This is a genomic window from Streptomyces sp. NPDC030799, from assembly GCF_055572255.1.
In genome coordinates, this window is record NZ_JBVIDS010000008.1 from 296,919 (window position 1) to 309,689 (window position 12,771).

The following is a 12,771-nucleotide window of genomic DNA, read 5'->3' on the forward strand; positions in this document are numbered from 1 at the left end:
GGGGCATGACGCGCAAGGAGCCCAAAGGGCTCAAAGAAGAAGGCAGCCGGCCCCCTTCGGACCCTCCCGTGCACGGCCTCGACGACCGGATCACCGGCGCGCTCGTCGGAGCCGCCGTCGGCGACGCCCTCGGCGGCCCGGTCGAGGGCTACTCCCCGGAGCAGATCACCGAGCGCCACGGCGGCCGCGTCCACGGCATCGTCGGCCCCTGGCACGGCGACGCCTGGCGCACCGCCCGGCCCATCGCCCCGTACCACAAGGGCGACGGCCACGTCACCGACGACACCCTGATGACCCACGCGCTGGTCCGGGTCTACGACCGCGTCCGCGACCACCTCGACGCGTACGCCATCGCCGACCACCTGGTCCCGGACCTGATGACGAACCCGCGCTGGATCCCGGAACTGGAGACCGAGGCCCTGCCCCTGCACCGCCTCTTCCTCGCCGAGAAGTGGCTCGTGGCCCGGCTCGCCCACGGCCACGTCGACCCGCGGGAGGCGGGCGTCGGGAACATCGTCAACTGCGGCGCGGCGATGTACATGGCCCCCGTCGGTCTGGTCAACGCGGCCAACCCGGCCGCCGCCTACGCCGAGGCGCTGGACATCGCCGGCGCGCACCAGTCGTCGTACGGCCGTGAGGCGGCCGGTGTCCTCGCCGCGGCCGTCGCCGCCGCCGCGGCACCGGGTGCGACCCCCGACTCCGTCGTCGGCGTCTGCCTGTCCCTGGCGAAGGACGGCACGCGCGAGGCGATCGAGAAGGTCTGCGAAGTGGCCGGCGGTCACACCGACTTCGAGTCGGCGCTACGACCGCTGCGCGCGGCGGTGGCCCCGTACGACACCGTAGGCCCGGACTACCGCGCGCCCTCCCTCGCCGCCCGCCGCCCCTCCCGGCTGCACGCGATCGAGGAACTGCCCGTCGCCCTCGGCATGCTGCTGGTCTCCGGCGGCGACTACCGGCACGCCGTCCTCGGCGCGGTCAACTACGGCCGCGACTGCGACTCGATCGCCACGATGGCCGGTGCCCTCGCGGGCGCCCTCGGCTCACCCGTCCCGGAGGACTGGGCCAAGACGGTAGCCGAGGCCAGCCGCCTGGACCTGTGGGCGCCGGCCCGTACGCTCACCGAGGTCACGCGGGAGGTCTTCGCACGTGACGTACGGCGGCGCCGCGCCCATGAGCAGGCGTTCACGGCCCTCGGAGGAACTGCATGCTCCGACTGACCTGGGTCCAGCCGGAGGACCTGCTGGGCCACGAACTGCGCCAGGCCCGCCTGGACGGGCGGGAACCGTCGGCGATCGAGGCGCGCTGGCGAGCGGCGGGCGGTCCGGACGCGCCGCCCCGCGCGGGCGCGTCCGCCCACGGCGTCTCGCGGTACCTGCGCCTGCTGGCGGAAGACCTGCTCGACGAACTGGCCGACCTGCCCAGTGCGTTGGCCGAGGACGAGCCGACCGATCTGGCTCGGATCGAGTCCCTGTGCCCGGACTGGCCGTCGACGCCACCGAGCTGCGCTCGACCGTCGTCCCGCGACCAAGGGCACGATGTGGTTGCTCGCGCCAGCGCGGCGGCAGCCGCATGTCGAACAGAGCCCCGCGCCCCTTCGGGGCGCTCGCAGCCCGCGCCCACCCCGGCCGCCCTGGAGGCCGCCTGGCTGGGCCGCGCCATCGGGTGCCTCCTCGGGAAACCCGTCGAAAAACTCCCCCTCGACGGCATCCGCGCTCTCGCCCGGGCAACCGGAAACTGGCCCCTCGGCACGTACTTCACGGCACAGGGCGTCCCCGAAGACCTTCTCGCGCAACACCCCTGGAACCGCCGCTCGGCCCAAACCTCCCTCGCCGAGAACATCGACGGCATGCCCGAGGACGACGACCTCAACTACCCCCTGCTCAATCTCCTGCTCCTCCAGCGCCACGGAAAGCACTTCACCACCGCCGACGTGGCACGGCTCTGGCTGGACGAGCTCCCGCCCGGCCGCACCTTCACCGCCGAACGCATCGCCTGTCGCAACCTCCTCTCCGGCATCGAGCCCCCGCACACCGCCCGCCACCGCAATCCCTACCGCGAGTGGATCGGCGCCCTGATCCGCGCCGACGTGCACGGCTGGACCAACCCCGGCGACCCGGCCGCCGCCGCCGGACAGGCGCACCGCGACGCGGTCCTCACCCACACCGCCAACGGCGTCTACGCGGCGATGTTCACGGCCGCCGTCATCGCCGCCGCCGCGACCGGCACCCAGGACGTGCACGCCTGTCTGCGCACCGGCCGACGCGTCATCCCGCCCCGCTCCCGGCTCGCGCGGGCGATCGACCACGCCGTCGAACTGGCCGCGTCCCACGAGGACTTCGACGCCGTCGTGGACGAACTGCACGCCCGCTACTCCCCCGCCCACCACTGGGTGCACGCCATCCCCAACACCGCGCTGCTCGCCGCCGCCCTCACGCACGCGGACGGCGATTTCACCGGCTCCATCTGCCGCGCGGTGTCGGGCGGCCTGGACACCGACTCCAACGGCGCCGCGGCCGGCAGCATCGCCGGACTGCTCGCGGGCGAACCCGCCGCCCTCCCCGACCGCTGGCGGGCCCCGCTGAAGAACCGGCTCGCCACCACCGTCGGCGACTTCGACGGCACCGGCTTCGACACCCTCGCCCACCTCACCCATCTGGAGGCGACCCGCTCATGACCCACATCGTCGTCCTCGGCAGCACGAACATGGACCTCGTCACCTATGTCACGAAGGCACCGCAGCGCGGCGAGACCGTGACGGGGCGCGCATTCCACACCGTCCCCGGCGGCAAGGGGGCCAACCAGGCGATCGCCGCCGCCCGGGCCGGCGCCTCCGTCTCGATGATCGGCGCGGTCGGCAACGACGCCTTCGGTCTGCGGCTGCGCGACACCCTCGAACACTCCGGTGTGGACACCGACTTCCTGCGGACGGTCGAGGGCCCGTCCGGCACCGCGCACATCGTGGTGGACGACGAGGGTGCCAACTCCATCGTCGTCATCCCCGGCGCGAACGGCACCGTCGACCATCTCTCCCCCGGCGACGAGGGCGTGATCGCCTCCGCCGACGCCCTGCTGCTGCAGTTGGAGATCCCGCTGGCCGCGGTCGTCGCGGGCGCTCAGGCGGCACGCCGGCACGGGGTCCGTACGGTGCTCACCCCGTCGCCCGCCCAGCCGCTGCCCCCCGAACTCCTCGCCGCCACCGACCTGTTGGTGCCCAACGAGTACGAGGCGGTCACGCTCACCGGCCGCACCGACCCGCGCGATGCCGCCGCCGCCCTGCTGGACCTGGTGCCGGAGGTCGTCGTCACCCTGGGCGCCACCGGCAGCCTCTACCTGGCCCGGGGCACCGAGCCGCTGGTGATCCCGGCGCCGCGGGTGACCGCCGTCGACTCCACGGGCGCCGGCGACACCTTCGTCGGCGCGCTCGCGGTGGCCCGCGCCGAGGAGAAACCGGTACGGGAGGCCCTGTCCTGGGCGGCGGCCGCCGCAGCGATCTCCGTCCAGCGGGCCGGGGCGTCGGCGTCGATGCCGTACCGCCCGGAGATCGACGCCCAGTGCACCGCATGAGTACGACGAGGGCGAGGACGACGCCCGCGCCACTGACCGGTCTGCGGGTACTGGACCTGGCGACGCTGTTCGCGGGCCCGCTGGCCGCCACGCTGCTCGGTGACTTCGGCGCCGAGGTGATCAAGGTCGAGCACCCGGGGCGGCCGGACCCCTCCCGTGGGCACGGCCCGGCCAAGGACGGCATCGGCCTGTGGTGGAAGGTACTCGGCCGCAACAAGCGGACCATCACCCTGGACCTGTCCACGCCCGGCGGCCGTGCCGTCCTGCTCCGGCTCGCCGCCACCGCCGACGTGGTGATCGAGAACTTCCGCCCGGGGACCTTGGAGAAGTGGGACCTGAGCTGGGAGGAGCTGTCGGCCGCGAGCCCTCGGCTGGTCCTCGCCCGGGTGACGGCCTTCGGCCAGTTCGGCCCGTATGCGCACCGCCCCGGCTTCGGCACCCTCGCCGAGGCGATGAGCGGCTTCGCCGCGATCACCGGCGAGCCGGAGGCACCGCCGACGCTCCCGCCGTTCGGGCTCGCGGACTCGGTCGCAGGCCTGGCGACCGCCTACGCCGTGCTCACCGCGCTGGCCGCACGGGAGCGCACCGGCAGAGGGCAGATCGTCGACATGGCGATCATCGAGCCGATGCTGTCGGTCCTGGGCCCGCACCCCACCTGGTACGACCAGCTCGGTCATGTGCAGGAACGCACCGGCAACCGCTCCGCGAACAACGCCCCGCGCAACACCTACCGCACCGCCGACGGTCGCTGGGTCGCCGTCTCCACCTCCGCGCAGTCGGTCGCGGAGCGGGTGATGCGCCTGGTGGGCCGTCCGGAACTGATCGAGGAACCCTGGTTCGCCACTGGCGTGGACCGCGCCGCGCACGCCGACGTCCTGGACGAGGCGGTCGGCTCCTGGATCGCCGCCCGCACCCGCACCGAGGTCCTCAGCGCCTTCGAGAAGGCCGAGGCCGCGGCGGCCCCGATCCATGACGTCCGGGACGTCCTGGCCGACCCCCAGTACCGGGCCCTGAACACGATCACCACGGTCCTCGACCCCGAACTGGGCCCGCTGCGCATGCAGAACGTGCTCTTCCGGCTCTCCGCGACCCCCGGCGCGATCCGCTGGGCCGGCCGTCCGCACGGTGCCGACACCGAGGCCGTGCTCACCGAGCTGGGCCTCACCCCGGCCGAGATCACCTCCCTGCGCGCGGAGGGAGCCCTGTGACCGGGGCCCCGCTCACCTGGCTCTACGTCCCCGGCGACCGTCCGGCCGTGGTGACCAAGGCGCTGGCCGCGGGCGCCGACGTGGTGGTGATCGACCTGGAGGACGCGGTCGCCCGGGACCGCAAGGAGTACGCCCGCGCGGCCACGGCCGAGCTCCTCACCGAGCCCCAGCCGGTCCCGGTGCACGTCCGTCCCAACGCCCTGGACAGCCCCTGGGCCGCCGCCGACCTGACCACCCTGGCCGCGCTCCCCGGCCTCTCGGGTCTACGGCTCCCGAAGGTGACCGCCCCGGCCCAGGTCAGGCAGGCCGCCGCGGCCACCCCCGTCCCCCTGTACGCCCTGCTGGAGTCGGCGCTCGGCATCGAGCAGGCCTACGCCATCGCCACCGCGCACCCCGCCCTGCGAGGCATCGCCCTCGGTGAGGCGGACCTGCGGGCCGACCTGGGGGTCCGGGCCGACGCGGGCCTCGACTGGCCGCGCTCCCGGGTGATCGTCGCCGCCCGTGCCGCCGGCCTCGCCGCACCGCCCCAGTCGGTCCACCCCGACATCCGCGACCTGGACGGCCTCGCCGCGTCCTGCGCCCATGGCCGGGCCCTCGGCTTCCTGGGCCGTGCCGCGATCCACCCCCGGCAGCTGCCGGTGATCGAACGGGCCTACCTGCCCACACCGGCGGAGATCGAGCACGCGGAGACGATCCTCAAGGCAGCGGCCACGAAGGAGGGCGCCCAGGCGCTCCCCGACGGCCGCTTCGTCGATGCGGCGGTGGTGGCGATGGCCCGGCGCACCTTGTCGTTGGCCTTCAGAGGCTGAACAGCCGAGGGCGCCCGGAACGGACTCCGGGCGCCCTCGGCGTCGTACGACCAGCCGTCAGCTCTTCTTCGTCGCCGACCCGGCCTCGTCCTTCGCCTCCGCGTCGGAGGGCTCGCCCTGGTCCTCCGCCTCGGCAGCAGCAGCCGGCTCGTCACCGGTCCCCTCGGAAACGGCCGCCTCGGAAACGGCCCCCTCGGAAGCGGCCTGGGGCTCCACGACGGCTTCCCTGCCCGGCCGCTTCTTCGACGACACGACGAGGTACGTCACCGCGAGCAGGAACACGATCAGCGCGGTCCAGACGTTGAGGCGGACGCCCAGGATGTGGTGGGCGTCGTCGACGCGCATGTACTCGATCCAGCTGCGGCCCGCGCAGTACGCGGCGACGTACAGGGCGAACGCGCGGCCGTGGCCCAGTGTGAAGCGGCGGTCGGCCCAGATGACCAGCAGGCCCACGCCGACGCACCACAAGGACTCGTAGAGGAACGTGGGGTGGTAGTAGCCCGGCACCCGGCCGCCCTCGGAGGAGGTGATGTGCAGTGCCCATGGAACGTGGGTCTCATGGCCGTACAGCTCCTGGTTGAACCAGTTGCCCCAGCGGCCGATGGCCTGTGCGAAGGCGATGCCGGGCGCGACGGCGTCGGCGTACGCCGGCATCGGGATGCCCCGGCGCCGGGCGCCGATCCACGCGCCGAGGGCGCCAAGCGCGATCGCGCCCCAGATGCCCAGGCCGCCCTCCCACACCTTGAAGGCGTCCACCCAGTCACGGCCGTCGCTGAAGTACAGCTCGTAGTCCGTGATCACGTGGTACAGCCGGCCGCCGACCAGGCCGAACGGCACGGCCCAGACCGCGATGTCGGCGACGGTGCCGGCCCGCCCGCCGCGGGCGATCCAGCGCTTGTTGCCGAGCCAGACGGCCACGAAGACGCCGATGATGATGCAGAAGGCGTAGCCGCGCAGCGGGATGGGGCCGAGGTACAGCACCCCGCGCGACGGGCTGGGAATGTAGGAAAGTTCCATGGCAGGTCCGACGCTACCGTGCCGGGCCGCGGGGACCGCAAGCAGCCCGGCTACGGGTCCATAACGGGGGCGTGAGAAAAACGGACGGGGCCGGGGGCGGTCCTTACCCGCGGTCGGCCGCCTCCACCATCTGCTTGAGCTTGGCCGGGGTCATGGTCTGGTCCTGGTAGATGTTCTTCCCGCCGAGCAGGACCGTGGGCGTGCCGGTGAAGCCGCCGGTCTTGAAGGCGTTCTGGGACTTGTTCACCCAGCCGTCGTGGGTGCCGTTCTTGACGCACTTCTGGAAGGCAGGGGTGTTCAGACCGCCGACCTTTCCAGCCAGGTCGATCAGCTTGGTGTTGTCGGCGTACGCGTCGTCGGTTTCCTTGGGCTGGTTCGCGTACAGCACGTCGTGGTAGTCGCGGAACTTTCCGGTGTCCTGGGCGCAGGCCGCGGCGTTGGCCGCGCGCAGGGAGCCGGTGCCGCCGAGGTTGCCGTCGATCAGCCGGACCAGGTGGTAGTCGATTCTGAGCTTGCCGGAGTCGGCCAGCTGGTGGAGCGTCGGGCGATAGGCGATCTCGAAGGCCTGGCAGGCCGGGCAGCGCAGGTCCTCCCAGACGGTGAGCGTGGACTTGGCGCCGTCCTTGCCGACCGGGATCGCGAGGCTGTCCTTGCCCTGCGCGCCCGAGGGCGCCACGACCGGGCCCGCCTTCGCACCCTTTTCCTTGCCGGCGTTGGCGGCGAGCACGCCGATCACCGCCGCGAGGCCCAGGACGCAGACGATGCTCGCGCCCACGATGAGCGTGCGCCGCCGCTTGTCCGCGGCCTTCTGCTTCTCGCGCTCGACCGCCAGCCGCTCCCGGGCGGTGCGCTTTCCGTCACGGTTCTTCTCACTCACACCCCCAGAACGAACCGGGGAGGCGCAGCGCGCCTCCCCGGTCCCAGGTCCACTCGTTCGAGTGACCGAATGTTCTGATAGGGAAAACGACCGGCGGTCACGCCTGTCCGCGCACGCCCTTCGCCAGCTCCCCGGCCAGCTCGCGAACCGCCGCGAGACCCGACGCGTGGTCGGGGGCGTCCAGCATCCGCTTCACGAACGCCGAGCCGACGATCACCCCGTCGGCGAAGCCCGCGACCTCGGCGGCCTGGGAGGCGTTGGAGACACCGAGTCCGACGCACACGGGCAGTTCGGTGCCGGTGGCGCGGGTGCGCTCGACCAGGTTCTGGGCCTGCGCGCCGACGGACTCGCGGGTGCCAGTGACACCCATCAGCGAGGCCGCGTAGACGAAGCCGCTGCCCGCCGCGGTGATCTCGGCGAGCCGCTGGTCCTTGCTGCTCGGCGCCACGACGAAGACCGTCGCGAGGCCGTGCTTCTCGGCGTGCTCCCGCCACAGAGCCGACTCCTGCACGGGCAGGTCGGGCAGGATGCAGCCCGCGCCGCCCGCCTCGGCCAGCTCGGCGGTGAACCGCTCGACGCCGTAGCGGTCGATGGGGTTCCAGTACGTCATGACGAGCACCGGCTTGCCGGTCGCCGCGTGGGCCTCCCGGACCGTCCGCATGACGTCGGCGATCCTGACGCCGCCCCGCAGGGCGATGTCGTCGGCGGTCTGGATGACCGGGCCGTCGAGGACGGGGTCGCTGTGCGGCAGACCCACCTCCACGACATCCGCCCCGCCCTCGAAGACGGCCTTGATCGCCTCGATGCCGCCGTCCACGGTCGGGAACCCGGCCGGGAGGTAGGCGATGAGCGCGGAGCGGCCCTCGGCCTTCGCCGCTGCGAGGGTGTCGGTCAGCAGCTGGACGTTTCCGCTCACTTGGCGTCCCCCTCGATCTCGGCGGTGTCGGCTTGGTCGGCGGCCACCTCGGCGTCGGTGTCGTACAGGCCGAAGTAGCGGGCGGCGGTGTCCATGTCCTTGTCGCCGCGGCCGGAGAGGTTGACGACGATCAGGCCGTCCCTGCCCAGCTCCTTGCCGACCTCCAGGGCACCGGCCAGGGCGTGGGCGCTCTCGATGGCCGGGATGATGCCCTCGGTACGGGACAGCAGGCGCAGGGCCTGCATGGCCGCGTCGTCGGTGATCGCGCGGTACTCACCGCGGCCGGAGTCCTTCAGGTAGGAGTGCTCCGGTCCGATGCCCGGGTAGTCCAGGCCCGCCGAGATCGAGTACGGCTCGGTGATCTGGCCCTCGTCGTCCTGCAGGACGTAGGACCGGGAGCCGTGCAGGATGCCGGGCTCGCCCGCGGTCAGGGTGGCCGCGTGCTCTCCCGTCTCGATGCCGTGTCCGGCCGGCTCGCAGCCGATGAGCCGGACGCCCTCGTCGGGGATGAAGGCGTGGAAGAGTCCGATGGCGTTGGAGCCGCCGCCGACGCAGGCGATGGCGGCGTCCGGGAGGCGCCCGGCGCGCTCCAGCAGCTGGCGGCGGGCCTCGACGCCGATCACCCGGTGGAAGTCGCGGACCATGGCCGGGAAGGGGTGCGGTCCGGCGACGGTCCCGAACAGGTAGTGCGTGTGGTCCACATTGGCGACCCAGTCGCGGAACGCCTCGTTGATGGCGTCCTTCAGGGTGCGGCTGCCGGACTTCACCGCGACGACCTCGGCACCGAGCATGCGCATGCGGGCCACGTTCAGCGCCTGGCGCTGGGTGTCGACCTCGCCCATGTAAATGGTGCAGTCGAGGCCGAAGAGGGCACAGGCGGTGGCCGTGGCGACGCCGTGCTGGCCGGCGCCGGTCTCGGCGATGACCCGGGTCTTGCCCATCCGCTTGGTGAGCAGGGCCTGGCCGAGCACGTTGTTGATCTTGTGGGAGCCGGTGTGGTTGAGGTCCTCGCGCTTGAGGAACACGCGCGCGCCACCCGCCTCCGCGGCGAAACGGGGGACCTCGGTCAGTGCCGACGGCCGGCCGGTGTAGTGGACGAGCAGGTCGTCGAGCTCTCGGGCGAACTCGGGGTCGTGCTTGGCCTTGTCGTACTCGACGGCGACCTCGTCCACGGCGGCGACGAGGGCCTCCGGGATGAACTTGCCGCCGAACGCGCCGAAGTAGCCCTCGGCGCTGGGGACTTGACCCTGCGGGTCAGGGAAGAAGAAATCGCTGGGCATGCCAGAACCTCACGGTGAGTGCGTGTGAAAGACACTGTTCGCCGTGGAGGCGGAGCCTGTCGGACGACCTCAGGCCGTGTGCGGCCGGTCGTGCCCGCGCGGCGGTGGCCGCACGTCGAACAGAGCCCCGCGCCCCTGGGGGGCGCACTGCCATCGACGTCCGTTCACCTGCCCGGGCTCGTCACCGATGACGTACCGCACCCTGCGGCCGTGGACACGCCTCGCCGGGGCACGGCAGCCCCTCGGGCGGCAGCCGCGCGCAAGGCGGGCGTACCGGTCCACGGTCGTCACGGTCGCAGTCATCGGGGTCAGCCTACCGGGTGATCAGCTCCGGCCGTGCCGCAGCGCGGGATGCTCGCCCGCGGCGACCAGGTCGGAGACGGCGGTCTTCGGGTCACGGCCGGTGACCAGGGACTCGCCGACCAGGACCGCGTCGGCGCCGGCGTTGGCGTAGGCGATCAGGTCGTGCGGGCCGCGGACACCGGATTCGGCGACCTTGACGATGTGGTCCGGGATCTCCGGTGCGACCCGCTCGAACGTGCCGCGGTCGACCTCGAGCGTCTTCAGGTTGCGCGCGTTGACGCCGATGATCCTGGCACCCGCGTCCACGGCCCGCTCGACCTCGTCCTCGTCGTGGACCTCGACGAGCGGGGTGAGGCCGATGGAGACGGCGCGCTCGATCAGCGACTCCAGGGCCGGCTGGTCCAGGGCGGCCACGATCAGCAGCGCGAGGTCGGCGCCGTACGCCCGGGCCTCCCACAGCTGGTACGAGGTGACGATGAAGTCCTTGCGCAGCACGGGGATGTCCACGCGCGCGCGGACGGCCTCCAGGTCGGCCAGCGAGCCGCCGAAGCGGCGCTGTTCGGTGAGGACGGAGATGACGGCCGCGCCGCCCGCCTCGTAGTCCGCGGCCAGCCCGGCCGGGTCGGCGATCGCGGCCAGCGCGCCCTTGGAGGGGCTGGAGCGCTTGACCTCGCAGATCACCTTCACGCCGTCGCCCTTGAGCGCGGCCACCCCGTCCTTGGCGGCGGGAGCCTTGGCCGCGCGCTCCTTGAGCTCGTCGAGGCTGACGCGTGCCTGCCGCTCCGCGAGGTCGGCACGGACTCCGTCGATGATCTCGTCGAGCACACTCACGCGAGCGGCCCCCTTTCAGACGGTGGTTCCTTCAGATTTTGAAAACCTGTGGTCACTGCGATGGTATCCGGAGCTGCCTGGAGCCCTCGCATCCGGTGGACGCCGGTCCCACTTCCTGGACGTCCGCCGGGTGATCAGGGATGCAGCCAGCCGCCCGACGGCAGGTTCCGGACCGCTGTGAACACCAGCAGCACCGCACCGGCGGCCCAGAGGTGCACCGGTCCCAGGCCCACGCGCATCGGCCGGCCGCGCGCCGCGCGGATCACCCACACGGTCCACAGCACGGCGAAGCCCAGGTAGGCGGCGACACCCAGCGCGTTGTCGCGCAGGGCGGTGAGAAGGTCGCCGTGGACGAAGGCGTGCGCGCTGCGCAGGCCGCCGCAGCCGGGGCAGTACAGGCCGGTGATCCGGTACAGCGGGCAGACGGGGTAGTGACCGGGTTCGTTCGGGTCGACGGCACCGACGTAGGCGAAGGCTCCGGCGACGGCGGTGAGGAGCCCGACCGGGATGGCGAGGCGCCGCCACAGCGGGTCTGCAGGGGCGGCATACCCGGCCGGGGGCGTGACTGCGGATGGAGCCGGGGGACTGTCGGCGTTCACTCGGACATTGTCCCCTGAAGCCGACGGCACTGCAGCTCCCCGGGGCGCCGGGGGGCACGGCTCCGGCGGCACGACTGCCCGCAGCTGCGTCCGTACACCGCGAGGGGCGGCCCGCATCCTCTCCGGATGCGGGCCGCCCCTCGGGAAAGCAGTGTCCGCGCTCAGCTCTCCGCGCCGACCGGCTCGCGGGTCGCGGTGGGCGCCCCGGCCACCAGGAGGGGCTTCCGGTCCGCGCCGAGGCCCATGGCCTTCATGATGCCGCCGACCACCGCGCCGCCGAGGGCGAGCACCATGCCGGCCCAGAAGCCGACAGCGTTGGCCATCACCATGAAGGCGCCCGCGACGCAGAAACCGATGAAGGAAATGATGACACCGGTCCAGGCGGCCGGGGTGTGACCGTGGCTGCTGCCCGCCATGTCTGTGCTCCTCGTTGCTGTGTACGTGTCCCAGGAGAGCGTCGTACGTGTCGTACCGCTCCGAGCCCGCCCGTCACTGTCCGAGCCGGACGCTCGGCGTCCATTGTCCCGTACGGGATCGCCCGCCGGACGCGGGGGTGGCGTCTGTTTCGCCACACCCGGGGCGGGGGTCAGGCGCCCGTCGGGTCCTCGCCCCGGTCCAGGGCCTTCCAGATCTCCTCGGGCCGCTCCGGGTCGACCGGCCGGGCCCTGCGGCGCGGGCGGTCGGTGCCGCGCTCGTAACGGCCGGACATGGCGGGCCACAGGCTGCCGTAGCGCAGCGCGAGCAGACCGGCGAGCAGGATCAGCACACCGCCGACGGCCGCGACGTACGGCCAGCCGGTATGGCTGAGCGCGGCGACGGTGGCGGAGGTGTCGCCGCTCGCCTGGGCGGCCTTCTCGTCCAGTGCGGAACTGTCGGAGGCGGCGACGAGTGCGGCGGCGGTGATGCCGGCTCCGGACAGCGCGAGCAGCCCGGCGACGACGAGCCGGCCGGCCCTGCGGACGGCGAAGACGGCGACGAGCGCGGCGAGGCCCACTATGGCGAGGGCCGCGGGGACGCCCGTGACGTCGCTGCCCTTGGCGGTGAGCGGGAACGCGCCGCCGGCCACCGTCGCGGTGCCCTCCGCCCAGCGCTGCCGGGTCGCGAGCAGCGCCACGGCCGCGCCGAGCGCACCGCACAGGAGGGCCACGGCGAGGCTCCGCCGGCCGGACCGGACGGGCGCGGCGGCTTCGGTACGGGGGTGAGGTACAGCAGTCACGCGTACCACTATCGCCTGAACCCCGCGCGAGCCGACACCCGGGTCCGTCAAGCCATGGGCGGGTCGAGTTTCAGCCATGATCCGCTCAGGAACGGCACATGAACGTCTCAGGAACCGCAAAGGAAGGTTCCCAGTTCAACATCCATCTTGT

The 12,771-nt window shown here is 72.8% G+C and carries 14 protein-coding genes; 5 read left to right on the forward strand and 9 right to left on the reverse strand.

Annotation, left to right across the window (positions count from 1 at the left end; all coding sequences use genetic code 11):
• Positions 1-5 precede the first annotated feature (5 nt).
• Genes ACZ41I_RS21990 through ACZ41I_RS22010 form a run of 5 tightly spaced genes read left to right on the forward strand, consistent with a single transcriptional unit; the run spans position 6 to position 5,581 of the window.
• Positions 6-1,217: an ADP-ribosylglycohydrolase family protein gene (locus ACZ41I_RS21990; RefSeq protein WP_468514855.1), complete on the forward strand. Its 1,212-nt coding sequence runs from the start codon at positions 6-8 to the stop codon at positions 1,215-1,217.
• Positions 1,205-2,674 carry an ADP-ribosylglycohydrolase family protein gene (locus ACZ41I_RS21995; RefSeq protein WP_468514856.1) on the forward strand — a complete coding sequence of 490 codons (1,470 nt, stop codon included), beginning with the start codon at positions 1,205-1,207 and terminating at the stop codon, positions 2,672-2,674. The genes ACZ41I_RS21990 and ACZ41I_RS21995 overlap by 13 nt, the downstream gene beginning before the upstream one ends.
• Positions 2,671-3,564 (forward strand): ribokinase, encoded by an 894-nt coding sequence (gene rbsK / locus ACZ41I_RS22000; protein ID WP_399770067.1) that lies wholly within the window; start codon positions 2,671-2,673, stop codon positions 3,562-3,564. Before ACZ41I_RS21995 ends, rbsK begins: the two co-directional genes overlap by 4 nt.
• Positions 3,561-4,772, forward strand: a complete 1,212-nt coding sequence (locus tag ACZ41I_RS22005) for a CaiB/BaiF CoA transferase family protein (RefSeq protein WP_468514857.1) — start codon at positions 3,561-3,563, stop codon at positions 4,770-4,772. Before rbsK ends, ACZ41I_RS22005 begins: the two co-directional genes overlap by 4 nt.
• Entirely contained in the window at positions 4,769-5,581 is an 813-nt protein-coding gene (locus tag ACZ41I_RS22010) for an HpcH/HpaI aldolase/citrate lyase family protein (RefSeq protein WP_468514858.1), read from the forward strand. The genes ACZ41I_RS22005 and ACZ41I_RS22010 overlap by 4 nt, the downstream gene beginning before the upstream one ends.
• A gap of 57 nt (positions 5,582-5,638) precedes the next feature.
• Here the strand turns inward: ACZ41I_RS22010 and lgt are convergent, their stop codons facing one another.
• The 9 genes from lgt to ACZ41I_RS22055 form a co-directional block, all read right to left on the reverse strand.
• Complete coding sequence (gene lgt / locus ACZ41I_RS22015; RefSeq protein ID WP_399770061.1) at positions 5,639-6,598, reverse strand: prolipoprotein diacylglyceryl transferase; 960 nt, start codon at positions 6,596-6,598, stop codon at positions 5,639-5,641.
• Positions 6,599-6,701: 103 nt separating this feature from the next.
• The gene (locus tag ACZ41I_RS22020; protein WP_399770059.1) at positions 6,702-7,475 is read right to left on the reverse strand and encodes a DsbA family protein; all 774 of its coding nucleotides are present in this window, start codon (positions 7,473-7,475) and stop codon (positions 6,702-6,704) included.
• Positions 7,476-7,572: 97 nt separating this feature from the next.
• The gene (gene trpA, locus ACZ41I_RS22025; protein WP_363213584.1) at positions 7,573-8,391 is read right to left on the reverse strand and encodes a tryptophan synthase subunit alpha; all 819 of its coding nucleotides are present in this window, start codon (positions 8,389-8,391) and stop codon (positions 7,573-7,575) included.
• The gene (trpB, locus tag ACZ41I_RS22030) at positions 8,388-9,671 is read right to left on the reverse strand and encodes a tryptophan synthase subunit beta (protein ID WP_363213583.1); all 1,284 of its coding nucleotides are present in this window, start codon (positions 9,669-9,671) and stop codon (positions 8,388-8,390) included. The genes trpA and trpB overlap by 4 nt, the downstream gene beginning before the upstream one ends.
• A gap of 69 nt (positions 9,672-9,740) precedes the next feature.
• Positions 9,741-9,974, reverse strand: a complete 234-nt coding sequence (gene trpM, locus ACZ41I_RS22035) for a tryptophan biosynthesis modulator TrpM (protein ID WP_468514859.1) — start codon at positions 9,972-9,974, stop codon at positions 9,741-9,743.
• 21 nt (positions 9,975-9,995) lie between these two features.
• Positions 9,996-10,805, reverse strand: coding sequence for an indole-3-glycerol phosphate synthase TrpC (gene trpC / locus ACZ41I_RS22040; RefSeq protein WP_363213582.1), 810 nt, complete (start codon positions 10,803-10,805; stop codon positions 9,996-9,998).
• 134 nt (positions 10,806-10,939) lie between these two features.
• Positions 10,940-11,404 carry a DUF2752 domain-containing protein gene (locus tag ACZ41I_RS22045; protein WP_468514860.1) on the reverse strand — a complete coding sequence of 155 codons (465 nt, stop codon included), beginning with the start codon at positions 11,402-11,404 and terminating at the stop codon, positions 10,940-10,942.
• A gap of 161 nt (positions 11,405-11,565) precedes the next feature.
• Positions 11,566-11,820, reverse strand: coding sequence for an HGxxPAAW family protein (locus tag ACZ41I_RS22050; protein WP_468514861.1), 255 nt, complete (start codon positions 11,818-11,820; stop codon positions 11,566-11,568).
• Positions 11,821-11,990: 170 nt separating this feature from the next.
• Complete coding sequence (locus tag ACZ41I_RS22055) at positions 11,991-12,629, reverse strand: TIGR02234 family membrane protein (RefSeq protein WP_363213683.1); 639 nt, start codon at positions 12,627-12,629, stop codon at positions 11,991-11,993.
• Positions 12,630-12,771 lie beyond the last annotated feature (142 nt).